25 protein-coding genes are annotated in these 24,316 nt (G+C 40.8%); 16 read left to right on the top strand and 9 right to left on the bottom strand.

Features of this window, described 5'->3' with window-relative positions:
* Positions 1-162: 162 nt before the first annotated feature.
* Positions 163-1,494 carry a dicarboxylate/amino acid:cation symporter gene (locus BW139_RS14320; RefSeq protein WP_008466610.1) on the top strand — a complete coding sequence of 444 codons (1,332 nt, stop codon included), beginning with the start codon at positions 163-165 and terminating at the stop codon, positions 1,492-1,494.
* 83 nt (positions 1,495-1,577) lie between these two features.
* Here BW139_RS14320 and sohB read toward each other — a convergent pair whose 3' ends face one another.
* Together sohB and BW139_RS14310 are read right to left on the bottom strand one after the other, a co-directional pair.
* Positions 1,578-2,594: a protease SohB gene (sohB, locus tag BW139_RS14315; protein WP_076920117.1), complete on the bottom strand. Its 1,017-nt coding sequence runs from the start codon at positions 2,592-2,594 to the stop codon at positions 1,578-1,580.
* Between the two features lie 100 nt (positions 2,595-2,694).
* A complete protein-coding gene (locus BW139_RS14310; RefSeq protein ID WP_008466606.1) occupies positions 2,695-5,130 on the bottom strand; it encodes a VolA/Pla-1 family phospholipase in 2,436 nt (811 codons plus the stop codon).
* A 207-nt stretch (positions 5,131-5,337) separates the two neighbouring features.
* Here BW139_RS14310 and BW139_RS14305 point away from each other — a divergent pair, with 207 nt between their 5' ends.
* The gene (locus tag BW139_RS14305) at positions 5,338-6,084 is read left to right on the top strand and encodes a YciK family oxidoreductase (RefSeq protein ID WP_076920116.1); all 747 of its coding nucleotides are present in this window, start codon (positions 5,338-5,340) and stop codon (positions 6,082-6,084) included.
* A 79-nt stretch (positions 6,085-6,163) separates the two neighbouring features.
* Here the strand turns inward: BW139_RS14305 and rluB are convergent, their stop codons facing one another.
* The 3 genes from rluB to BW139_RS14290 form a co-directional block, all read right to left on the bottom strand.
* The gene (gene rluB / locus BW139_RS14300; protein WP_008110001.1) at positions 6,164-7,033 is read right to left on the bottom strand and encodes a 23S rRNA pseudouridine(2605) synthase RluB; all 870 of its coding nucleotides are present in this window, start codon (positions 7,031-7,033) and stop codon (positions 6,164-6,166) included.
* Positions 7,030-7,620 carry an SMC-Scp complex subunit ScpB gene (gene scpB / locus BW139_RS14295; RefSeq protein ID WP_076920115.1) on the bottom strand — a complete coding sequence of 197 codons (591 nt, stop codon included), beginning with the start codon at positions 7,618-7,620 and terminating at the stop codon, positions 7,030-7,032. The genes rluB and scpB overlap by 4 nt, the downstream gene beginning before the upstream one ends.
* Before the next feature lie 271 nt (positions 7,621-7,891).
* Complete coding sequence (locus tag BW139_RS14290) at positions 7,892-8,323, bottom strand: exonuclease III (RefSeq protein ID WP_076920114.1); 432 nt, start codon at positions 8,321-8,323, stop codon at positions 7,892-7,894.
* A 240-nt stretch (positions 8,324-8,563) separates the two neighbouring features.
* On the opposite strand from BW139_RS14290, the gene xthA reads away from it, so the two are divergent.
* From xthA to rlmA, 3 genes are read left to right on the top strand one after another with little or no spacing between them, the layout of a single operon-like run.
* The gene (xthA, locus tag BW139_RS14285; RefSeq protein WP_076920113.1) at positions 8,564-9,370 is read left to right on the top strand and encodes an exodeoxyribonuclease III; all 807 of its coding nucleotides are present in this window, start codon (positions 8,564-8,566) and stop codon (positions 9,368-9,370) included.
* Positions 9,371-9,375: 5 nt separating this feature from the next.
* Positions 9,376-10,023 (top strand): energy-coupling factor ABC transporter permease, encoded by a 648-nt coding sequence (locus BW139_RS14280; RefSeq protein WP_076920112.1) that lies wholly within the window; start codon positions 9,376-9,378, stop codon positions 10,021-10,023.
* Positions 10,020-10,823, top strand: coding sequence for a 23S rRNA (guanine(745)-N(1))-methyltransferase (rlmA, locus tag BW139_RS14275; RefSeq protein ID WP_076920111.1), 804 nt, complete (start codon positions 10,020-10,022; stop codon positions 10,821-10,823). The genes BW139_RS14280 and rlmA overlap by 4 nt, the downstream gene beginning before the upstream one ends.
* Here the strand turns inward: rlmA and yfbV are convergent.
* Complete coding sequence (yfbV, locus tag BW139_RS14270; RefSeq protein ID WP_008110007.1) at positions 10,807-11,253, bottom strand: terminus macrodomain insulation protein YfbV; 447 nt, start codon at positions 11,251-11,253, stop codon at positions 10,807-10,809. The genes rlmA and yfbV overlap by 17 nt on opposite strands.
* A gap of 263 nt (positions 11,254-11,516) precedes the next feature.
* On the opposite strand from yfbV, the gene BW139_RS14265 reads away from it, so the two are divergent.
* The 7 genes from BW139_RS14265 to BW139_RS14235 all read left to right on the top strand — a co-directional run bounded on the left by BW139_RS14265 (position 11,517) and on the right by BW139_RS14235 (position 18,170).
* Complete coding sequence (locus BW139_RS14265; protein WP_076920110.1) at positions 11,517-12,731, top strand: acetate kinase; 1,215 nt, start codon at positions 11,517-11,519, stop codon at positions 12,729-12,731.
* A 1-nt stretch (position 12,732) separates the two neighbouring features.
* Positions 12,733-14,886 (top strand): phosphate acetyltransferase, encoded by a 2,154-nt coding sequence (gene pta / locus BW139_RS14260; RefSeq protein ID WP_076920109.1) that lies wholly within the window; start codon positions 12,733-12,735, stop codon positions 14,884-14,886.
* 222 nt (positions 14,887-15,108) lie between these two features.
* Positions 15,109-15,492, top strand: a complete 384-nt coding sequence (locus BW139_RS14255) for an ACT domain-containing protein (RefSeq protein ID WP_175611415.1) — start codon at positions 15,109-15,111, stop codon at positions 15,490-15,492.
* A gap of 6 nt (positions 15,493-15,498) precedes the next feature.
* Positions 15,499-15,996, top strand: a complete 498-nt coding sequence (locus BW139_RS14250) for a PTS glucose transporter subunit IIA (protein ID WP_076920107.1) — start codon at positions 15,499-15,501, stop codon at positions 15,994-15,996.
* Positions 15,997-16,000: 4 nt separating this feature from the next.
* Positions 16,001-16,345, top strand: coding sequence for an ArsC family reductase (locus BW139_RS14245; protein ID WP_076920106.1), 345 nt, complete (start codon positions 16,001-16,003; stop codon positions 16,343-16,345).
* Positions 16,345-17,475: a succinyl-diaminopimelate desuccinylase gene (gene dapE / locus BW139_RS14240; RefSeq protein WP_076920105.1), complete on the top strand. Its 1,131-nt coding sequence runs from the start codon at positions 16,345-16,347 to the stop codon at positions 17,473-17,475. The genes BW139_RS14245 and dapE overlap by 1 nt, the downstream gene beginning before the upstream one ends.
* Positions 17,475-18,170, top strand: a complete 696-nt coding sequence (locus BW139_RS14235; protein WP_076920104.1) for a M15 family metallopeptidase — start codon at positions 17,475-17,477, stop codon at positions 18,168-18,170. Before dapE ends, BW139_RS14235 begins: the two co-directional genes overlap by 1 nt.
* Here the strand turns inward: BW139_RS14235 and BW139_RS14230 are convergent.
* The gene (locus tag BW139_RS14230; protein ID WP_076920103.1) at positions 18,167-19,036 is read right to left on the bottom strand and encodes a DMT family transporter; all 870 of its coding nucleotides are present in this window, start codon (positions 19,034-19,036) and stop codon (positions 18,167-18,169) included. The two genes, BW139_RS14235 and BW139_RS14230, sit on opposite strands and share 4 nt — an antisense overlap.
* Before the next feature lie 196 nt (positions 19,037-19,232).
* On the opposite strand from BW139_RS14230, the gene BW139_RS14225 reads away from it, so the two are divergent.
* The 4 genes from BW139_RS14225 to BW139_RS14210 are packed head-to-tail and all read left to right on the top strand — an operon-like array spanning position 19,233 to position 22,143.
* Positions 19,233-20,597 (top strand): COG3014 family protein, encoded by a 1,365-nt coding sequence (locus BW139_RS14225; protein ID WP_076920102.1) that lies wholly within the window; start codon positions 19,233-19,235, stop codon positions 20,595-20,597.
* Between the two features lie 8 nt (positions 20,598-20,605).
* Positions 20,606-21,031 carry a YcfL family protein gene (locus tag BW139_RS14220; RefSeq protein ID WP_076920101.1) on the top strand — a complete coding sequence of 142 codons (426 nt, stop codon included), beginning with the start codon at positions 20,606-20,608 and terminating at the stop codon, positions 21,029-21,031.
* A gap of 11 nt (positions 21,032-21,042) precedes the next feature.
* Positions 21,043-21,660: a penicillin-binding protein activator LpoB gene (lpoB, locus tag BW139_RS14215; RefSeq protein WP_407070243.1), complete on the top strand. Its 618-nt coding sequence runs from the start codon at positions 21,043-21,045 to the stop codon at positions 21,658-21,660.
* Positions 21,661-21,675: 15 nt separating this feature from the next.
* The gene (locus BW139_RS14210) at positions 21,676-22,143 is read left to right on the top strand and encodes a glycine zipper 2TM domain-containing protein (RefSeq protein WP_076920099.1); all 468 of its coding nucleotides are present in this window, start codon (positions 21,676-21,678) and stop codon (positions 22,141-22,143) included.
* A gap of 81 nt (positions 22,144-22,224) precedes the next feature.
* On the opposite strand, the gene BW139_RS14205 is transcribed toward BW139_RS14210, so the two are convergent.
* Both BW139_RS14205 and BW139_RS14200 read right to left on the bottom strand, forming a co-directional pair.
* Entirely contained in the window at positions 22,225-22,671 is a 447-nt protein-coding gene (locus BW139_RS14205) for a DUF4826 family protein (RefSeq protein WP_008110031.1), read from the bottom strand.
* A gap of 121 nt (positions 22,672-22,792) precedes the next feature.
* The gene (locus tag BW139_RS14200) at positions 22,793-24,187 is read right to left on the bottom strand and encodes a M28 family peptidase (RefSeq protein ID WP_076920098.1); all 1,395 of its coding nucleotides are present in this window, start codon (positions 24,185-24,187) and stop codon (positions 22,793-22,795) included.
* Positions 24,188-24,316: the final 129 nt, after the last annotated feature.

Below are 24,316 nucleotides of genomic sequence, written 5' to 3'. Positions count from 1 at the left end.
TAAGTTAAACTTATTTACTTAATGTTAACCTATAACTTAGTCTAAAATCTCAGATTTTTACTCTTTTTTGCGATAAAAATTTTTAAAAAGTTGACGTTTTTTCTGTAAAAAAAATTACATACTGTTAGTCTATGCCAAATTTATAAAAAATAGATTGGAAATATGTCTAAAATCCGTTCAATGAGTTTAACCACTCGCATCATGATTGGTATGGTGCTTGGTGTTGCAGTAGGCTTTATATTTCAGGCTATATTAGCTGGTGAAGACGATTACCTAATCCCTCTTGGGTTATTCTCTTTGCCAATTAAAGCTTTTTTTGTTGATGGCCTATTTCATGTAGGTGGGCAAATATTTATAGCTAGTTTAAAAATGCTAGTTGTTCCCTTGGTATTTGTATCACTTGTGTGTGGTACTTGTAGTTTAAGCGATCCTAAAAAATTGGGCCGTTTAGGTGGAAAGTCGATTGGTTTATATCTGGTGACCACAGCAATTGCTATTACAGTGGCAATTACATTAGCGCTATTATTTAACCCAGGTGAAGGTATTGGTTTACCCTCTCAAGCAAGCTACGACGCAAAAGAAGCGCCTACTTTAGCTCGTGTTATCATTGATATGTTCCCTACCAACCCATTTGAAGCAATGGCAAAAGGAAACATGCTACAAGTTATTGTGTTTGCTTTGTTATTTGGTATTGCAATGGCGCTTAGCGGTAAAGCTGGTAAACGTGTAGCAACGGTATTTGAAGACTTAAACACGGTTATCTTAAAACTAGTTACTTTGCTAATGAATATTGCTCCTTACGGCGTATTCTTCCTAATGGCTAAGTTATTTACGACTATTGAACTTAACTTAATTGTAAGCTTAGCTAAGTACTTTGGCGTCGTTGTTTTAGCCCTGTTATTGCATGCATTCGTAAACTACACACTGCTGTTAAAAGTGCTGACTGGATTAAACCCACTTACTTTCTTAGCTAAAATGAAGCACACCTGTTTATTTGCTTTTAGCACCTCAAGTTCAAGCGCTACGATGCCTATCACACTTGAAACTGCGACTAAGAAGCTCGGTGCTAATAACTCAGTGGCCTCATTTACTATTCCATTAGGCGCAACCATTAATATGGATGGCACTGCAATTATGCAAGGTGTCGCTACGGTATTTATTGCTCAAGTATTTAGTGTTGATTTAACTATTTCTGATTACTTAATGGTGATACTAACGGCAACGCTTGCCTCGGTTGGCACAGCAGGTGTTCCTGGCGTTGGCTTGATAATGCTGGCTATGGTATTAAACCAAGTAGGCCTACCTGTTGAAGGCATAGCAATTATAATAGGTGTTGATAGACTGCTTGATATGACCCGCACCGCAGTAAATGTAACCGGTGACTGTATGGTAACTTGTGTTGTCGCTAAAAGTGAGGGTGAACTAGATGAAAATATCTTTAACGACCCAAATGCAGCTAAAGATTTAGAAGACTATCACAAGTCAATTGACTAACAGCTTCTATCGTTAGTTATAAAAAAAGCCTTGCTACTTTTTAAGTAACAAGGCTTTTTTATTGTCTATAAGCTATCAAAGTATTAAGGGTTTAACGCCTTGAATTTTGACATTAAACTCACACCTGCTTTATTCACACTATGGCTAAGTCCTATTGCAAACTTATCACTTAGCCCTTTTTTAATTTTGTATTTCACTTTGTATATTTGATGCTGATGTTGCTGCTCTAATAAGGCATCATCACTGGTTTTAATGGTATCAACTAACCCTTTCTCAATAGCTTGTGTTGCAAACCAGTGCTCACCTGTGGCCACTAAATCCATATTCAAACTTGGGCGCTGCGTGCTAACAAAGGTTTTAAATAACACATGGGTTTGCTCTATCTCTTCGCGGAATTTTTCGCGGGCTTTATCTGTATTTTCACCAAAGAGTGTGAGTGTACGTTTAAATTCGCCCGCCGTAATTTGTTCAAAATCTACGTCATTCTTCTTTAAAATTTTATTAAAGTTTGGAATTTGTGCAATCACACCGATAGAGCCAACAATTGCAAACGGTGCGGCAATAATATGATCTGCAACACAAGCCATCATGTAACCACCACTGGCGGCGACTTTGTCTATCGATACTGTTAACTCAATACCAGCTGACTTAAACCGTTGTAGTTGTGATGCAGCTAACCCATAACCATGTACCACGCCACCACCACTTTCAAGGCGAACTAACACCTTATCTTTTTTAGGGTCCGCGATTGAAATAATCGCAGTCACTTCTTCACGTAAACTCTCTACTTCATGTGCATCCATACTACCATTAAAATCAATAACGTAGAGTCGTGATTTAGGGGCTTCTTTTTCAGCTTTTTTTTGTTCTACTTTTTGTTGTTTTTGATAGGCTTTTAACTCTTTTTTACCTAGCGTATTATTTAAAAAACTTTCTTTTATATTGGTAAGTTGCTCTGATAAGTCATCTATTTCTATCTCACCTTTTTTTGCTTTTGGCTTAACAGCCGAGCTTACAATTAAGGTTAAAATAACAGCGATAGCAATAACAAAGGTAATGGTTTTAGCAAAAAACAAACCGTACTCGTATAAAAATTCCAACAGTGTTCTCCATTTATAAATTTCAGCCAATTTAGCATGCTTTAAAATAAAAAAAAGCCACTATACAGTGGCTTTTAGTACTTAATTGAATGGTTGATTATTAATTCGTCACAATCTCAGTGTTTTGCACCATTAAAAGGCGACCTCTTGAAGCTAGGTAAGTAGCAACCTGCAATTGCATTTCAGCATTCGCAGCTGCACTACCCGCAACTGTAGACGACTCACCTTCATCTTGTGCTGGCGTTAATATTGACCCATGATGACCTTGAGTAAATTTAACTAAATAGCTAGAGCCCATTTCTGTTGGCGCTTGAGTGGTACTCACCGTGTCTAACCCCATAAAGTTAGCCAAAGGGACGGTACCTGCAATTGGGTTATTGGCAGTCATCGGCGGAATAACTTGATCTGGCTTGTTATTATCTGTGCCATCACCTACCACTACGTTCATGTATACAGGTGTTTCTAGTGCTTTAACCGTTGCTGCATAGTTGGTTGGGTCGCCACTATCTAATGCTGTTTGAGCTGCAAATACAAACTGCGTCATCACGCCCTTGATATTAGCAAGTTTATCAGTTTCTCCCGCCATCGTTAGCGATGTTGCAAACTCATTAAAACCACAGCTTAAGAAGTCCTGCATATCCGGTAACAAAGCGCCACAGTTTGATAGCGCACCAGCGTTTAAGAATGCATTAAATTCGTCTGATTCAGCAGTACCTGCTTGAGAAAGTACAGAGCCTTGAATAAATGGACCGAATGCAGCGGATTCTAGTAAGAAGCTTGCAATACCGCCACCACCACTTGCTAATGCTACAGCGTTAACCTTAAATAATGGGTCTACTTGGTCGGCCAATGGGCTATTAGTTTGTGCAATAAACGCAGGCGCTACAATTGATCCCAGAGAGTGTCCAATGTAAGACACATCTTGTGAATTCATTGCGCTATCACCGCTGAAGTTTAGACCTAAACGTAAACCAAGTAAGTCAGCACTTGACTGGCGCAGGCTATCTCTAGCTACTAATAATGAGCTCAAGTTCATGTAACTAAGTACAGAGCCTGTCGTTGCGTTAAAGTCATCGTTGCCATCAACATCAACATCTACACCACGTTCTCCATGGCGAGGATGGTCAATTGCAACCGTAGCAAAACCTTGCAGTGAAAGCTGCGCTGTTAGCGTTAGCATGCTTTCTTTTTGTGTGGTAATACCATGTTGCATAATAACGACTGGCCAACCACCTGCTGGCATAGCTGCAAAAGGCTCTAAACCTAAGCCTGAACGGTACGCATTAACGACCGGTAAAATAGGTTTAGTAATTTGCACTGGCACATTAGCCATACTCTGCATTTTAGGAATAGAATTATACTTCGTTAGGTGACGCGTACTGTCTAAACCTAGATCACGAAGCTGTCCACCACTTAAAGCGGCACATGTTGCATCGTTTACACTTATAGGATCAGTAGGGAATGCTTCACCAGCTTGGGCTTTATACCCTAAAATAGCGACAGCGTTATCACACATACCTTGCCAGTAGGTATCATTTAAATCACTGATCTCTTTACCTGTAGGCGTACCTAAATACATAGGTAGCTGAATGCTGCCCTTTTGATACTGTGCTACTTGGAATACGTCAGGCACCGTTATGCCTTGTAATGCAAAAGCTTGTTGTACGTTAGCCATAGGCTGAGTTGGAATTTGCAACGCAGGCGTTGGAATTGTTGGCTCTGTTAAGCTTGCTGCTAAAATCTTTTTAATCGTGCCAAGCACTGGTCCTGCTGATTGCATAGTCATGGCAGCAGAAAAAATAATATCGTCTTTTGTGATATCGCCTGAGCTAACCACTACATTTTCGTAACTATTAACTGCACCTTGTAGCGCAAGTTGTGATGGCGTCACTAAAGGGGCTTCTTGTTTAACTGTTGCATAGGTAGATGAAGGCTCAATTGCACGCCCTTCTGAATCTTTTAGCCCAGTCGTTAATACATTAATATATGAGCTACCTGCTTTAAATGGTTTAAGTGGAATAATGGCCACCGCATCGCCTGAAGCTTGGGTCACAAAATCAACACCAAAGGTTAATTCGCCCACTAATTTACATGCAGCACCGGCTGGTGCTTGTGAACATTCGGCATCTGTTAAGCTTGCACCCATTATAACTTCAAAAATACGAACAGAACCTGGGGTGCCCGCTGATGTAGCATCTAGGCTTACATTAGGTGGAAAAGTTAAATCAATTTTAAATGGAACTTGGGTAGACCAACCATCAAGCGCGCCTAAGGCTAACTGTGGATCGGCATAGGCTGCGCGAGGGATTGAAACGTTTTCGTCATTTAATTCCCCAGGAATATTCAATGTGCCATCGCGCGTACCGCTCATTAATAAGTCATTAGGAACCGAAATTACACCGTTAGCAGGGTCAAATTTTACCGTAGCTTTTGGAATAACTGTAACCGAGTCATTTTTTACATCTTCTAACGTTTCTCCGCCGCCACAGCCTGCTAGAGCAGCTGCAACAGAGAGCGAGAGTAGCATTTTTTTCATATTGTTCTCCGCACAAATCTTATTTTTATAGTGTGTTTATAGTCAGTGTAATTAAGTTAAAACAATGTAACCAGTATATTAATGAGACATTAGACCAGTTAAACTTAACGTAAAGTTTCTAGTTTCGCCACCTATATTTGCAATAAATTCGATTACTTGTCGATTTGCTATGTTAAAATCAAAAAAAATCTAAACATTGGTACTTTTATGCATACCTATCAAGCAACTGAAAACGCACTCAAAGACAAAGTGATTTTGATCACAGGCGCAGGTGATGGTATTGGCCGTGTCGCAGCTATTTCCTATGCTAAACATGGTGCAACCGTTATTTTATTAGGAAAAACAACTAATAAACTAGAATGTGTATATGACGAAATCGTCAATGCAGGCTACCCACAGCCAGCTATTGTGCCTATGGACTTAAAAGGTGCAACCAAGCAGAACTATCGTGATTTAGCCGCAACTATCGAAAGTCAGTTTGGTCGCTTAGATGGGTTATTAAATAATGCGGGTATTTTAGGTACTTTAGGCCCATTGGAACATTTTTGTTCATCAACATTTGAAAACGTCATGAAAGTAAACGTGACGGCACAAGCCATGATCACAAAAGCATTGTTTCCTGTTATGCGCAAATCAAAGAGTGCCTCAGTGGTATTTACTTCTTCGGGTGTTGGTCGTAAAGGAAGAGAGTTTTGGGGACCATACGCTATTTCTAAATTTGCGGTAGAAGGTATGATGCAAACGTGGGCGTGTGAAGTCGAAAAAACGCCAATTCGTGTTAACTGTATCAACCCAGGCGCAACGCGTACATCAATGCGAGCAAGTGCCTTCCCGGGCGAAGACCGAGATTTACTTGCGACTCCTGAAGATCTAATGCCAACATACCTGTATTTAATGAGCGATGACTCGGCAGATGTAAATGGCCAATCTTTGGATGCACAAGCTAAAAAATAACGCTTAGTTATTTAAATATGTTAAAAAGCCGCTATTAAAGCGGCTTTTTGTTTTTCAAATGATTTAACCAAAATCTCGCTTACTTGCGTTTAGTCGGTTTTACACGTTGGTTGTGCTTTTTAACTGCTTTACGAATTTGATTTATTTTCGCGCGCTTATCTTTACGCTTTTCAGGGATAACCGACAGCTTAGTTTGCGTTTCTTTACCAAGTTTAACTGTTTTACGTAAATAGTTAACCGTATCCAAATCGTACTCAATCCAGCCACCCTGTGGTACACGCTTATCAAGCTCTAATTTACCGTAACGAATACGAATAAGACGTGATACTTCCACATCTTGTGATTGCCATAAACGACGAACTTCACGGTTACGACCTTCGTTAAGTGTTACGTTGTACCAACGGTTAATGCCTTCACCGCCCATAGGCTTAATACCGGTAAATTTAGCCGGACCATCTTCAAGCTCTACACCACGAAGTAAGTTTTTCATTGTTTCGTCAGTCACTTCACCAAATACACGTGCTGAATATTCGCGTTCAACCTCGTAACTTGGGTGCATTAAACGATTTGCTAATTCACCGTCATTGGTAAAAAGCATCAGCCCTGACGTATTAACATCTAATCGCCCTACTGCTATCCAACGATCGCCATCAATGCGAGGCAAACGGTCGAAAACCGTTCGGCGACCTTCTGGATCTTTACGGGTACTTAGTTCGCCTTCAGGCTTGTTGTACATAATTACACGACAAATTCTGTCTGCTTTTTCTTCAATTTTAACAGTGTGACCGTCAACACGGATTAAATCGGTTTCTTCAACCCTGTCACCTAATTTTGCCACTTTACCATTTACACTCACGCGATTAGCGTCGATGTATTTTTCCATTTCACGTCGTGAACCTACCCCTGCACGGGCTAGGACTTTTTGTAACTTTTCACCTTGTATACTCATTCGGATGGTTCTCTCACAGAAGGATCACTTAATAACTGGGTAATTTTACTTTGCTGTTGCTCTGGCAATGCGGGTAAATCATGAAGTCCCGTTATCGAAAAATAATCTAAAAATTGTTTAGTCGTTGCATAAAGTGCCGGTTTACCGGGTACTTCTTTATGCCCAACTACTTTAACCCACTCTCTTTCAAGCAGCGTTTTAATAATATTTGAGCCAGTTGCTACGCCCCGCACTTGCTCAATTTCACCACGGGTAATGGGTTGCTTATAGGCAATTAGCGACAGGGTTTCGAGTAAGGCTCGAGAGTACTTAGGGGCACGTTCTTGCCATAAATTACTCAACCATGGGCTTAAACTACTACACGCTTGAAAACGATAACCACTGCCTACCTCAACTAAACGTATTCCACGCGTTTGATAGTGAACTTGAATGGCCTCTACAGCATCATTAATGCGCGCCATAGAAATTGCTAAGTCGTTTAAAACCGTGTCCTTAAGATGACGTTTTGATACGGGCTTATCTGCCACAAAAATCGCCGCTTCAATGATTTCAATTAATTGTTCATCACTAATTCGCCGACCTACCATAATCACTCTTAAGTTAATAAAAACACACAGCCATCTATTATGACAGAACAACCGCAAACTAGGAAAACATATTGTGTAAATAACTCAATAATGGATGAAACATACGCTATTAGAGCACCATTAAAATATTAAATACCCACAGTTTGTATTAAACCAAGATGCACTCTAACTTTTAGCAACTTCACTCTTTTTACTTCAGCAAAACATTATAATTTCAGCGCAAAAAGCCCAGCATAGGCTGGGCTTCAGTCAGTGCATCTAACACTTAAATTTAGATTGCAGCGTTTTGGTAACGCTTAACGAAGTCAGTAACGTTTTGGCCATTACACTTTAATGTGTTTAGGTTACCAATTTGCTTACGTACTGGTTGTAAGCCTTGCTTTAATGCAGTTATACATAACTGTGTTTCTTGATGTGTATCTTTTGCAAATACTTCAACTTTTGATGCTGCAGGTTGTACTGCAGTTTGCGCTTTTGCAATATCGCGAATGTCTTGACCGTTACATAGGATACTTTTTGAATAACGAGATAAGTATATACCATGCTTTGCTGCCATTTTACGTGCAGCTGAAAAACCTTCATTGGCGCTTACTACACATAAGTTTGACTCTAATTTGTTGTCTTTGCTGTAATACGCATTGCTTTGTGCAGAAGCGGTAACAGAAACAAAAAGAGAGGCAGCTAAAAGTAATTGAGTTTTCATCAGGTAGTCCTATTTGAACGAGTTAAACAAACGATTTTTGCGCATTATATAGACAACTTTTAACATATCAATTGAATATTTTATTTATTTTATTATTTAATATCGCATTTACAATGTTTAAACATTAAGCAGCAATTGATCAACATTTGTGCAGTTATTTTCTCATTTCAGTCATGTTATGTCGCTCTAAATGCTGATACAATTTAGCCAATAATGAAAATAAATTTGAAGGTAAACTTTATGAAAGTGATTTCTTTTAATATCAACGGCCTGCGTGCTCGCCTCCATCAGTTACAAGCTATTATTGATAAACACCAGCCAGATATTATTGGTCTTCAAGAGATCAAGGTGCACGATGAAGCGTTTCCGCTAGACGATGTACAAAAGATGGGTTACCACGTTTATTTTCATGGGCAAAAAGCGCATTACGGTGTGGCAATGTTATGCAAAAAAGAGCCTAAATCGGTATTAAAAGGGTTCACTACCGACACCGATGAGTCGCAAAAGCGCATGATCAGTGTCACTGTAGAACAAGAAGATGGCCGTGACCTGCATGTAATGAATGGTTATTTCCCTCAAGGCGACAACATTAATCACGAAACCAAGTTCCCGTACAAGCGTCAATTTTATCAAGATTTAATGACTCACTTAAATAGCCATTTCACCCCTGATCAAGATGTAATTGTCATGGGAGACATAAATATCTCACCAACCGATTTAGATATTGGTATTGGCGAGGTAAACGCAAAACGTTGGTTAAAAACGGGGAAATGTTCATTTCAACCCGTTGAACGCGAGTGGCTTGCTACCCTATTAAACTGGGGTTTCAAAGACACCTTCAGAGAACAAAATCCAGAAACTAACGACCAATACTCTTGGTTTGACTATCGTTCAAAAGGGTTTGTTGATAACCGCGGCCTTCGAATTGATGTGGTACTGGCAACGCACGACTTAGCAGCTCGCTGTATCGACACTGGTATAGATTACGAATTACGTGCTATTGATAAACCGTCAGATCATGCGCCTATTTGGTCAGAGTTTAATTAACGATTATGTTGAGCGCGCAATTACAAGGGTTACTGTGGGTTGTTGTCATCGTTATCGGCTTTTTAAGCATTAACAAATCAACATACAGTCACTTATTTAATACCCCAGCAAGACAAACAGGTGTATTTGCTTGTGCGCTGGTGCTCGCTTTCTTATGGCGTATCAAGGCCGGTATTTTGCCCGGTCTCGACTTGCATATATTAGGTATAACCGCGGTTACTCTAACACTAGGGTGGCGCCTTGCTATTTTAAGTTGTGCACTGGCAACAGCGCTTTTAACTGCTTTTGGACAAATAACACCTGAATTAGTCGCATTAAAACTCATTATTAGTGCCTTTATACCGGTGTTATTCAGCTATTTAGTTTTTATTGTCTGTTATCACTATTTAGCACGGCATTTTTTTATCTATATATTTGTTTGTAGCTTTTTAACGGCAGGTGTTGTTGCCTGCGTTAACATTATACTCGGTGGTGCTTTTTATTATGCAATAGGTGAATACAGTTGGCATCAGCTGAGCGAGAATTATATTTACCTAAGTCCTATTTTGGCCTTTCCTGAAGCTATGCTAAACGGTATGGCAATCACTGTACTGATCACCTATCGCCCACATTGGGTAAAAACTTTTTTTGATAAGGACTATTTAGGCTCATGAGTCTTCATTACCATTGCCCTATTTGTAAACAGCCACTAGCGCTCGATGATAAAACATTACGATGCGATAATAATCACAGCTTCGATTTTGCCAAAGAAGGCTACGTAAACTTACTCCCTGTGCAAAACAAAAATTCTAAACAGCCTGGCGATTCGTTAGAAATGGTACAGGCTAGGCGCTCATTTTTAGAACAAGGTTATTATGGCTTTTTACAAACGGCTTTAGCCAATATCGTTAAGCCACTTAATGCCGAAATAGTGATTGATTTGGGGTGTGGTGAAGGGTTTTATACTCATGCCATTGCCAACAGCAGCCAAGCTAACGTATATGGTGTTGATATATCAAAGTCGGCAGTAAAGTATGCTGCAAAACGTTACAAACAATGCCATTTTAGCGTTGCTTCAATCAGCCAAGCGCCTTTTGATGATCAGCTTGCTGACGTATTAGTTAGTGTATTTGCGCCTTTATTTGACAGTGAACTTGCGCGTCTGATTAAAAATAACGGTCGCTTAATTGTGGCAAGCCCAGGCCCAACTCACTTGAAAGAACTAAAAGGTTATATTTATAGCAACGTAAACGAACACACTGAAATAGCAGCACCTGCGGGCTTTGAAAATACATCGCAACAATTAATCACAGAGCAGGTATCGCTTACATTTAACGATGTTAAAAACTTAATTATGATGACACCATTTGCGTGGAAGTTCAGGCCAGAACATTGGCAAGCACTTGAGCAAAAACAACAGCATAGCGTCACCTTGTCATTTTATGTCACGCAATTTACTAAAACTGCTCTTTAGTAAACGTTTTATCCATTTTATCGAACATATCTTTTAGTAATTCGGCAAGCTCCAAATAGCGGGGCTTGTTTTTCCCCATTTGCGCGTCATAACCGTTAGCAACCATTTTTGCAAATAACTCGTTATACCATTGCAGCATAGCGGGCTCTAATTCAGTTTGTGCACGTTTACCCAACCATAAAAGCCCTTGCAATGGCAACGAGATAAAAAACAGACTACTGGCAATCGCTTGGGGCAGAAAATCCGAGCCTAAGTAATTAATCTGAAAAAACAGGGTCAGCATGGCTAATATTGGCATTACTGTAATCGCAAGCTCAGTGGCTCTGATCACTTTAAATTCTGCAAATAATGGCGCAACCTCTTTACGCATTGGCCACGTTTTAGCATAAGAACGCCCTAATTGAACTTGCGACATCACACTTTTTTGCATTAATAAATCCTCACCGTCACGGTTTGTAACACTTCAACAAACGTAATACCTATAAAAGTGTAACACAATTATAGCTGCTTTCACTTTATCGGTAAAAATGCTTAATTTCATAAGTAAAACTCACAAAAAGCATAAATTATCGAAAGAATTTCACAAAGCCCTTTCAATAAAGTCAACTACACTTTAGTCTACACTCATTTGAGCCTACAGGGCTTATACATCAACCAAGTGTACTGATTAATACTTAAATGGAAAATGAATCTATGCCAACACTCCTAAATAATCCAAACCATGTTTTGGTACTCAATTGTGGAAGCTCAAGTCTGAAGTTTGCGATTATTGATGCAAGCACAGGAAACGACATTATTTCAGGTTTAGCTGAGCGCCTAGGTGATGATGCTCCCTCAATCAAATATAAGTTCAAGGGAGAAAAAACCACTATCAAGCTTGCTGCTAATCAAGCACATGCTCATGCAATTGATACGCTGGTTGATTTAATAAAAGATCACAACCTAGACGAGCAATTAGTGGCAGTGGGTCATCGTGTAGTTCATGGCGGCGAGCATTTTACCCAATCTGTGTTAATCGACGAAAACGTCATTTCAGGTATTACCCAAGCAGCCACATTAGCTCCTTTACATGGCCATGCTAATTTACTGGGTATTTCATCTGCACAAGCATCATTTAAAGATTTACCACAAATAGCCGTGTTTGATACGGCATTTCATCAGACCATGGATGAAGTTGCTTACCTTTATGCACTGCCTTATAAGCTTTATAAAGACTTTGGGGTTAGGCGCTATGGGTTTCATGGCACCAGCCATTTTTATGTGGCGGGTCAAACCGCTAAATTGTTGGCGCTCCCTATTGAAGAAAGTAATTTTATTAGTGCCCACTTAGGTAATGGTTGCTCTGTGTGTGCGATTAAAAACGGAAAAAGTGTCGATACCAGTATGGGCTTAACCCCACTTGAAGGACTAGTTATGGGTACGCGTTGTGGCGACATTGACCCAGGCTTATTTAACTTTTTAACTACGCAGCTTGATTACACTGCGCAGCAAATTGATGACCTGCTAAATCAAAAGAGTGGCTTATTAGGAATAAGTGAGCTATCTAACGATTGCCGTACTATTGAAGAGACTGCCATTGCTGGCAACTCGCAAGCCATGCTGGCACTTAATATGTTTTGCTACCGCTTAGCAAAACAAATAGCCGCCTATATGGTACCGCTACAAAAATTAGATGCACTTATTTTTACCGGTGGGATTGGCGAGAATTCCGATATTATTCGCGAAAAAGTACTTACGCAGTTAGCCTTTTTGGGTATCAATTTAGACCCTCAAGCAAACCTTGATGCACGGTTTGGCCAAGCTGGATTAATTAGTACCACCAATTCAACAAGCAAGGCTGTAGTTATGCCAACCAACGAAGAATGGGTTATTGCACTTGATGCCGCAAACATCAGCAAGGAGTTATAATATGGCTCGTCGTATTATGTTGGTTCCTATCTCTACAGGGGTAGGTTTAACCTCAGTATCAGTTGGTTTAGTAAGAGCGCTGGAACAAAAGACGGTTAAGGTTAATTTTTTTAAACCTATCGCCCAGCCACGTGCAGGTGAAACTGGCCCTGAAAAGTCTACTCAAATTGTCACTCAAGGCTCACCAATTAATCCGCCAACACCGTTTGCACTTGATTACGCAGAGCAAATGATTGGCGATGGTAAAGGTGATGATTTATTAGAGGAAATTGTTGAACGTTTTCAAAGTAAAATAAACGATGACGAAGTGGCCATAATCGAAGGAATGGTGCCTACTCGTCGCCAACCTTATGCGGGTCGCATAAACCGTGAAATTGCACAAACCTTAGGGGCCGATATTGTATTTGTGCTTACTCCTGGAAATTACAGTATTACGCAAATTGAAGATCGCCTTGAAATTGCTGCCGGAAATTACGGTGGCATAGATCACCCTCGTGTTCTGGGTTGTATTTTCAACAAAGTAAATGCCCCTCTAGATGAAGAAGGTCGCGCTCGCGCTGATTTAGTCGATACTTACAAGCCAGAAGCACTTGATAACGAGCTTAATCGCCTAGCTTCTTTACCTATTTTTAGAAAAAATCCTTTTATGTTACTTGGCGCAATTCCATGGGACTTTGAGCTGGTAGCGCCGCGCGTTAAAGATTTAAGTGCTTATTTAAAAGCCACTATGATTAACGAAGGCGATATGGTGCACCGTCGACTCAGACGCATTACTTTTTGTGCACGCACAGTATCAAATATTCTAAATTACTTTACTCCAGGTGCATTGCTGGTTACCCCAGGTGATCGTTCAGATATACTGGTTGCAGCCTGTTTGTCTGCTATGAACGGTACCAAACTAGGTGCTATTTTGCTCACAGGTGGTTTTGAGCCTGAGCCGCGTATTATGGCGTTGTGCGAACAGGCCATGCAAACAGGTCTGCCTATTTTAGCAACCGAAGGCGATACTTGGCGTACCTCATTATTGCTGCATAACTTTAACCTAGAAGTGCCAAGCGATGATGAACAACGCATTGAAAAAGTAAAAGATCATAATGCAGAATATATAGATTCTGATTGGTTAGACAGCTTAGCTAAAAGTGTTGGGAAAACGCGTAAACTATCTCCTCCTGCTTTTAGATACTTATTAACTGAAAAAGCTCGCAAAGCCGATAAAACAATTGTACTACCTGAAGGTAACGAACCTAGAACCATTAAAGCAGCCGCTATTTGTGGCCAGCGCGGCATTGCTAAAACTATTTTATTGGGTGACCGTGATGAAATATTACGTATTGCAGAGCAACAAGGCATTGAGCTCAACGAGCATGTAACCGTTGTTGAACCAAGCAGTATTATAAATGACTACGTGGCACCTATGGTGGAAATCCGTAAAAATAAAGGCCTTACTGACGTAATAGCCAAAGAGCAGCTACAAGATCACGTGGTACTTGGCACCATGATGCTAGAGCAAGGAAAAGTCGATGGTCTGGTATCGGGTGCGGTAAACACCACTGCCAATACCATTCGCCCACCGTTACAGTTAATTAAAACCGCGCCAGGTTCATCATTAGTGTCATCTGTGTTCTTTATGCTATTGCCTGATCAGGTACTGGTTTATGGTGATTGCGCAATTAATCCCGATCCTAATGCCGAACAACTGGCCGACATTGCAATTCAATCTGCCGACTCAGCAGCGGCATTTGGCATTGAGCCTCGCGTAGCCATGATAAGTTACAGTACGGGTGATTCAGGCAGTGGGGCTGATGTAGAAAAAGTGCGAGCGGCAACTAAGCTTGCCCAGCAAAAGCGCCCTGATCTAATTATAGATGGGCCACTACAGTACGATGCGGCAATTATGGAAAGTGTAGCAATTAAAAAAGCACCAAACAGCCCTGTTGCGGGCAAAGCAACGGTGTTTATATTCCCTGATTTAAATACCGGCAACACCACGTATAAAGCGGTACAACGAAGCGCTGATTTAATCAGTATCGGTCCTATGTTACAAGGGATGCGTAAACCGGTTAACGACTTAAGCCGTGGCGCATTAGTCGACGACATAGTGTACACCATTGCTTTGACAGCCATACAAGCAGCACAAGTTGAGGCACTTAATTAACCCCTTTCATTTACATGTGCCTTTTATAGCCTAGCCAATTTTTAATTAATTATTAATAGGTTAGGCTATTTATACCTTACAACCCCCAAGCTTATCCACAGAAATTGTGGACAATTATTTTTTAATTAGTAAAAACTTTAACAACGGCTAAGTTTGAGCCTTTAATTTAGATTCAATACTCTATACTATAAAGCTATTATATTGCTGCTAGCGATGGGTTTTATGTCAAAACAAACACTACAACTACACAGTACTGTTTTATCAATTCATAGTTTAGCGCTTGATGCTGACATTCCCCCTGCACTGTTAAAACAACCATTGTTTTTTATTTCAAAAACGCACGATGAACTGTCGGTTGTCTGCCCTGATGAGTTTATAATTGACAGCCAAGATACAGAGTCAAATTGGCAAGCACTGGAAGTAATTGGCCCCTTAGGGTTTTCGTTAACCGGTATCATGGCAAATATTTCAGGGGTGTTAGCAAGAGCTGGCATATCGATTTTTTCAATTTCAACCTACGACACCGACTATATTTTAGTAAAAAAACAAACGGTCAACAAAGCAATCGCTGCTCTTAAAGCCGATGGCTACAACGTGGTAACTTAATTAATAATGAAATCTGAAGACGTTAGCTATTTAACTAAAAATAAAATTGGCCGAAGCGCAATACAAATAACGAGTCCATTCAGTGGCAAAGTGATGCCAATGGACGCCCACCCTGAAGCTTTTTTCCGCTTTGGAACTTTAGGTCCAGGGATTATTGTCAGTTTATCAAGCCATAAAGTGTTAGCGCCATTTAATGGGACTTTGTTGCAAGTTAAAAGCGGCGGGTGCGAATTTATTCTAAAAGCTAAAAATGGCTTAAAAGTATTAATAAACTTAGCCGTTCCTGATTCGCAAACTCTCACACATACTCATATTGCCCAGCTTAATGGCAGCAAAATAACCAAAGGCCAACGGCTTGCTTATTTTGATTTGCGTGAACTCGATGCGCCTATTTTAGCCAGCCTTATTATTCTCAATGGCCACGATTTAGGCACTTTTCATTATTCTCACCCGCAGGTCAATGCAGGTGTAGATACCTTATTAACTATTATCAAAAAGAAGTAGATTTATGATCACTCTCTATGGCATTAGCAACTGCGACACTATTAAAAAAGCAAAAAAATACTTAAGCGATAATGACATCGCATTCACTTTTCATGACTATCGTAAAGACGGCGTTAATCACAGTATGGTCAGCGATTTTGCAGAGCATATTGACTGGGAGCAACTTGTTAATAAACGTGGTACAACATACAGAGTATTGTCAGATGAGCAAAAGCAAAGTTTAACTAAGCAAACTGCTATCGATTTATTGGTTCAACAACCTGCAATGATTAAACGCCCTGTTCTTATTAATAACGGGCAATACCATTTAGGCTTTAAAGCAGCCCAGTACGATGAGATCTTTAAATAATGACTCACCCAGTAATTACCCTAGCCCAAGCTTTAATTCAGCGTGAATCCGTTACCCCTGAAGATGCAGGCTGCCAACATATGATGAATGAGCGTCTAAGCGCAATTGGCTTTGACATCGAATCGCTGTTTTTTACCGACACCCTCAACACTTGGGCACGAAAAGGGTCGCAATCACCACACTTTTGTTTTGCAGGTCATACCGATGTGGTGCCCACTGGGCCTGAAAAAAATTGGCAGCACCCCCCTTTTGCTGGGCTAATTGAAGACGGCTTATTACATGGCCGTGGCGCAGCCGACATGAAAGGCTCACTGGCAGCCATGGTTGTGGCAACAGAGCGTTTTGTAACCAAGCACCCTGATCATAAAGGCTCTATCTCGTTTTTGATCACCTCAGATGAAGAGGGCCCTTTTATCAACGGCACTACCCGCGTAATAGATACTTTAGAAGAGCGCGGAGAAAAAATTGATATGTGTCTTGTTGGCGAGCCTTCATCGCGCGATGTGCTCGGAGATGTGGTTAAAAACGGTCGTCGTGGTTCACTCACTGGTTTTCTAACCATAGCCGGTGTGCAAGGGCATGTGGCTTACCCACATTTAGCACAAAACCCAATTCATTTAGCCACGCCAGCTTTAACTGAGCTAAGCCAAACTGTATGGGATATGGGTAATGATTTTTTCCCAGCAACCAGCTTTCAAATCTCTAACATTAATGGCGGCACAGGTGCTGGTAATGTGATCCCCGGTGAGCTTGAAGTACAATTTAACTTTAGGTTTAGCACCGAAGTTACTCATCAGCAGCTGCAACAAAAAGTGAACGCGATTTTACAAAAGCACAATTTGAATTACGAACTAAATTGGATTGTAAACGGCCTACCGTTTTTAACCGATCACGGTCCGTTAGTTGATGCTACAGTCGCTGCCATTAAATCAGTAACTGGCTTAACCACTAACTTAGAAACAACAGGTGGAACATCAGATGGCCGCTTTATTGCCCAAACCGGCGCTAAAGTAATCGAGCTGGGGCCACGTAACGCCACAATTCATAAAGTGGATGAGTGTGTCAGTACAGACGACCTAATCGCGCTGGCGGATATTTACGAGCAAATATTAGAACAACTGTTAACTTAATGAATGCAAATAAAGAACTCATACAATGTATCACCGGGCAAAGTGATGCACACCTAGTTGCTATACAAAACCATTATTTGCATGCCAATATTGTCAACGACTTTATTGCACTGCAATCAGCGGCCGCATCCGCTGGCTTTGATTTATGTATTGCATCAAGCTTTCGGGATTTTAATCGTCAATCGGCTATTTGGAATGCTAAATTTTCAAATAAGCGCGTGGTGTTAAACAAAGCGCAACAAGCCATTGAACTAAATTCACTGAGTGATATTGAAAAATGTACCGCCATAATGCTGTACTCTGCACTGCCAGGTGCAAGTCGCCATCATTTAGGCACTGACTTAGATATTTTTGATAAAAGCGCAGTGAGTGACGATTATGAGTTGCAACTAACCCCCGATGAATATCAGCATGGCGGACCTTTTGCCGAACTAAGTCAATGGCTAGACACTCACCTAGCAGAATTTGGATTTTATCGGCCTTATCAGCACGATTTAGGCGGTGTTGCCCCTGAGCTTTGGCATATTAGCCACATTGCGCAGTCAGAGCAGCTTATGAGCCATTTATCACTTGAGGTATTACACAATTGTATTAAAGAGAGTGATTTATTAGGTAAAGACGCTATTTTAACCCACTTACCTGCTTTATATGAGCGCTTTGTGATCAATGTCAGTCCACCAGCTAAGCAGTATTAGTTAGTTTTTTTATTTAACGTAAAAACCAATATCGCTAATAAAATGATACTGCTGGAGAGCATAAATTGCAGAGTTAATGTTTCCGATAAAAATACCGCTCCTGCAATAGCCGCCAAAACGGGCACGCATAACTGCACTATAGCTGCATGCGTGCTTTTTAATAATGGCATAGCCACATACCAAATACTGTAACCAACACCCGATGCTATCGCACCTGAGCCGATGGCAAGTAACACCCCTTCCATACGAATATTCTTAAGCTGGCTCATGCCCACCACAATCAAAATAGGTAGCACCAATAAGCTGCGAATAAAGTTATAAGTAGTGGCCCTAAGTGGTGACACACACGCTTTGCCTCTAATGCTATAAATTCCCCATGCCACGCCACTTATGCTCATTAATAATGCCGCCATTAACGGTGGTGCTGTTTGCGAGGGTAGCATTAAGTAAACAAAAGCCGCAAACGCCACAATAAATGCAAGCCATTGCACAGCAGATAAGCGCTCTTGTTTATATATACCCCAACTAATCATGGTAAATTGCACCGCAGAAAATAAAATAAGTGCGCCCATGCCGGTATCTAGCTCTATATAGGCAACAGAAAAACACAGCGCGTATATCAGCAAGCTCGCACTGCTTCGCCAACTTCCGGTATCATTAATAACGGGGCTACTTAATTGTGCTTTTTTATTTAACTGCCTTGTATAGAGCAGCATAATAATAGTCAAACACACCGCCCCGCTGAGTAGCCGTATAGCAGTAAAATTCCACGCATCAATATAACCTTGGGCTAACGCTAAACGACACAATAACGAATTGGCAGCAAAAGCAACTAACGCGATAATAGTAAACAGAGTGGCTTTCAAATGAATTCCTAACCTAAAAAATAGCACCGCTTTAGACACGGTTACGTTAATTATTAACCTTTAGACGTTAACATGATTATTTTTTAATAATAAAGGGTTTTTAACCTATGTTTATACACTACGCTTTTTTACAATCTTTCACACCTACATTTATAAGCCATGTGTTAACCTTACAAAATAGATAAGAGGAGTGCGTGTGCGTCACATTTTAATTTTCAGTTTTTGCTTTATTGTAAGTGGTTGCAGCACTATAGGCTTTGACGATCTGTTTAATGATTATGCCACAAACACCACCCCTGTTAGGCAAGCTATTAGTAATAATAATATTGAAAATGCACGCGCCCTTATAAAAACCAACAGTAAAGCACATAGTAATTATTTACTGAACCAATTAGAGCAAGGCCGTATTGCTGATTTAGCGAATAACCCAGACAGTGCGCAAACATATTTTGAAACTGTCTACCAACAAATGCAAGCTAAGCGCCAAGCAGCCCAAATACAAGTAAGTGCAGGGCTTGAGCAAAGTAATGCGCTGTTAACCAACGACTCAGCGATAGGTTATATCCCCCCTGCTTACGAAATGAGTATGTTGCATAGCTACAAAGCACTTAATTATGTTTATAAACGCGATATTGAGAGCGCGTTAGTTGAAATACGCCGTGCCAATAAAGTACAAGTTGATGCACTACTTGATAATCAAAGCGAGTTTGATAATGCCATTGCCCAAGCACAGCAACACTACCCAGATATGGATAATTTAATTCGCTCGGTAAAAAATGGCTTTCAAAATGCGTACACGTTTTACTTATCCGGGTTGTTATATGAAACGGCAAAGCAAGGCGATGATGCCTACATAGACTATAAAAAAGCGCTCGAAATACAACCTAACAATCCGTATTTACAGCAAGATATATTGCGCCTTGCTAAGCAGCAAGGTTTTGCGGATGACTACCAGCAATTTAAGCGACAGTTTGGTGAAGTAAACGCCATAGATAAAAATCAAGGCGAAGTAGTTATATTATTTGAACAAGGCCTGATACCAAAACAGCACGAGTTTAAATTGCGATTGCCTATTTATACTTCGCAGGGAGATGCCCGCTTTTATAGCCTAGCAATGCCCGTTTATATAAATAATGCCTACAGCAGCGCAGTAAATAATATAAAGGTTAATAACCAAGTATTAGCATTAAGTCCGTTAGTGCATTTAGAAGCACTGGCTGCTAAAACCTTAGAGCAGCAAGTAGCTGGGCGTGTTTCAAGGCAAATATTACGCCTTGTCGCTAAAGAAAAAATGCGTGCAGAGCTTGCGCGCAGTGCCGGTGATGTGGGGAACATTTTAGCAAATTTATATAATCTTGCATCTGAGCAAGCAGATACGCGCAGTTGGCTTACCCTGCCTAATCAGATCAGCCTTGCTCGCAGTGCCGTAAAAGCAGGCGAACACACTTTAAATGTTGGCTCACAACCGCCAATAAATTTTACCGTTAGTAAGCAAGGGTTAACGTTAATCTACCTAACCTCTGTTAATAACTATTTTAACTCCCATGTAGTGCAACTTTAGGAGCCATCATGAAATACATACTTCCCGTTATTGCGTTAATTATGCTCAGCGCATGTAGCAGCCGACCTGTAACCTCAGGTATTGGGGTTGAGCAAGCTGCCAACGCTTACAAAGAGCAGCTCAACGTTAATAACCCGCAGTTAGCTAAAAAGCTTTTAATTAGTGATGTAAAAACGCGTCAAACAAATAACCTGACCGATGTGGTGGTAACTTTAGCGAGTACCTATAAAAAGTCGCAATACTTACAGTATCAATTTAACTGGTTTGATAAAGATGGCTTTGTTATTAAAGGCAACCATTCACCGTGGCAAGCCCTAACATTATTTGGCTTTGCTAAAACTCAGCTTGCAGGGCTAGCGCCTAGCTCTGATGCCGTTACTTTCTCATTAGCGGTAAGAGAAGTATCAACCGACGCACAAGAATTTAAAGATTAAAGGAAATCATGATGATCAATAAACAATTTAAATCACTGTCTAGTTATGCAATTTTAGGCTTAGCGGCACTGACACTTTCAGGCTGTGCCAACAAAGCGGTTGTCAGCTATGGTGATGCCCAAGCCGTAGAAACCACAGATATAAACTTTGGCTCTACTGACTTACAAAAAGTCGCCTCGCAAATGACCAACTCTCTGCTTAGTTCGCCTGTGGTTGGTACTATGACCGCCAATACACGCCCAGTGGTATTTGTAGAGCGTATTAAAAATAAAACCAGTGAACACATAGATACAGAATCAATCACCGACTCAATCTCTACTCAATTACTGCGTAGCGGCAAATTTAGATTTGTTGATATGACCCGTGTAGAAGCGGTTCGTGAGCAAATTACATTTCAAAACGAAGACGCCCTAGTCAACCCAAGCACTGCGGTTGCTTTTGGTAAGCAAATTGGCGCGCAATATATGCTATACGGTAACCTATCAAGCATTGTTAAATCTAATGCCGATAAAGCCGATGTGTACTACAAATTTACAATGCGTTTAATGGATATGCAAAGCGGCCTGGTTGAATGGGCTGATGAAACTGAAATTCGTAAAACGCGCGAAAAATCAACATTTGGTTGGTAACAATAGGAGCGAACTATGAAAACGCTTAGCTTAATTTTATGCGCTTTATTAGTAGTGAGTACCCCAACGTTTGCCAAGTATGAACGCAATAAAGCCGTTCCTGTACAGCAAGTACTATTTGGGAAAGTAAAGTCGGTGCGCACTATTACTGAGCAACAATTAGTACAAGACAAAAGTAACGGCTGGAAAACCTTTGGCGGTGCCTTATTAGGCGGTGTCGTTGGTAACCAGTTTGGCGGCGGCAGTGGTCGTACTGTAGCGACTATTTTAGGATCGGTGATTGGTGGTAACGTTGCCCATAATCAGCAGCAAACACAACGCTATGAATACACTCAACTCGTTGAATTATTGATACAAGTAGAAAGTGGTGAGCAATTTATGGTGGTACAAGACAACGATCCCGCTATGCGGTTTCACCAAGGGGATAATGTTCGCCTTATTTACTTAACTAATAACACAGTACGAGTAGATAGCGCGTATTAAGCTTCTTGCAAGGCGATAGCTGAAAAAAAACCTAACTTAGGTCACTAAGTTAGGTTTTTTTAAAGGTTAATTACCTTTATTTTAAGCTGGTTCTTTTGCCCAAAGCTGCTCATTTTCATGCATTTCATATAAGCCGTGAGCACGATTTATAAGTAAGTTTGCAAAATCGGCTTGGGTTTTATCACGCGCACCCGCTGTAATAATTTGGTCGGCTTTTAACTGCCACTGCAATGAAAAATAACGCATGGCATCACGTGCATCTTTTGCTGCAGACGCTTCAGCATGATCGGTTGGTAAACGACCGGTGATCACCCAATAGCTTTTACCGTTTTGCGCTTTAAATTTCCAAAGTGCGCATAAAGGTGCTAAAAAACGGCTTTCTTTTTCAAGCAAGGTTTTAGGCATAATGCCTTTTTCAGCTAAATGTTTTTGCGCATTTTGAAAACATTCGCGCTGCCATTGAATTTCTTGTTGCTGAAGTTCAGCTTGCTGCTCTGGTGTTAATGGTTTTTGTTCTTGTTGCTGCATTTTAATAACCTTTTTACTTCTTTGTTTACACTTTAAGGGCATAACAAATAAGGCGCAAGCATAAATAGCGAGCTTAACACCTTATTCGCAGCTGTTTGCTGGGTTTTTAAACAAAACACACTTACTTTATGTTGTGATCAAACGAACCCACAGCACCTGGGAATACAACTGGCGATTCAATACCCTGTTTGTTAACACTAGCAACCCCAAAATAGTAGTTATCAATAACCACATTTTTTAGGGTAAATTCACTGACATTATCGACCCATTGACTGTATTGCCACTGTGGCTCACTGGTGTAGCGCCAGTATATACGATAGCCCGCTACATTTTTATCCTCTGTTGGCTGCCAAGAAAGTGTGGTACTGGCGCGTACGGCACCACTAATTTTCACCTCTTTAGGTGGCGCAGGAGCCCACGCCATGGACGCAAGACTCACCGCATTTAATGAAGTTAACTTTGCCGCGTAATCAAAATCAACCCCATCAATGGTATCACCGTACACTACCCCATTTTCGGTGCGTAGGTCTTGATGTTGACGGTCATAATGCTCGTTAGTCTCCATAATACGCACAGCCGCAAAGCCCGCATCATTGAACGGACGATGATGCCCGCCTCGGGCAAAACGGTCGAGTCTGTATACCAGCATGGTGTCTAGGTTTTCAATATATTTATCAGCAATGGTGTCTATGTAACGTGCTAAATTACGGCTCGCCGAATCAACTTCGCCGCCAGTAAAACGACGAGTACGGGCTTGCTCTTTAGTTTCAACTACGCGCGTGCCTTCAGAAAAAATACGTGCAGTAGTATTATCGGTTACGCCATTAATGCCGGTAATGTTGCCAATCATGTCGTTATTTAAAACACCATGCACTTGCCAGTTATTTTTTTGCGCATACTCAGTTAAAATTTTACCACCAAATAAACCTTGCTCTTCACCTGAGAGTGCGGCGTATACAACCGAGCCATTAAATTTATATTGCGATAACACCCGCGCCGCCTCAATCACACCGGCAACCCCTGATGCATTATCGTTTGCCCCGGGCGAATCGCTAGTAAAGTCCATGACATCACTGACACGTGAATCTATATCTCCCGACATCATCACCATACGATTAGGGTCGGTGCTACCGCGCTGAATCGCGATTATATTAACCACTTCTACAGGGTTAGGAATACGCTTTTCTCCCGAAATGGTTTGCTTTACTTCTAGTATTTCTAAACAGCCACCACACTGTGCAGAAATTGCTTCAAATTCTTTTTTTATCCAACGTCTTGCCGCGCCAATACCACGGGTATCCGATTTAGTTTCAGATAAAGTATGGCGAGTACCAAAGTCCACCAGCGTTTGAATATCATCTCCAATACGCTGCGCTGAAATTTGCCCTGCAATTTGGTGCAATGAAGCTTGTTGTGTGGTTTGTGCCGCCACACTATAAAATGACGCGCTACAAACAGATGCAACCGCACTATACTTAATAATCCGAGTAACTAACTTTAAAGGTGAAATTGACATAGCAGTTTAATCCTTATTATTGATGTTTTTAAAATGACAGCTCTGTAGGTATACAGCAATGCTTTTGAGATAAACGTTAAAAACCTCAGGTTAAATTACATTTAATTAACACGCTCACTTTAGCTACCG

The sequence above is a fragment of the Pseudoalteromonas sp. SK18 genome (assembly GCF_001974855.1).
Lineage (GTDB): Bacteria > Pseudomonadota > Gammaproteobacteria > Enterobacterales > Alteromonadaceae > Pseudoalteromonas.
The sequence above is the reverse complement of the archived record's forward strand: the minus strand, read 5'-3'. Positions and strand labels throughout refer to the sequence as shown.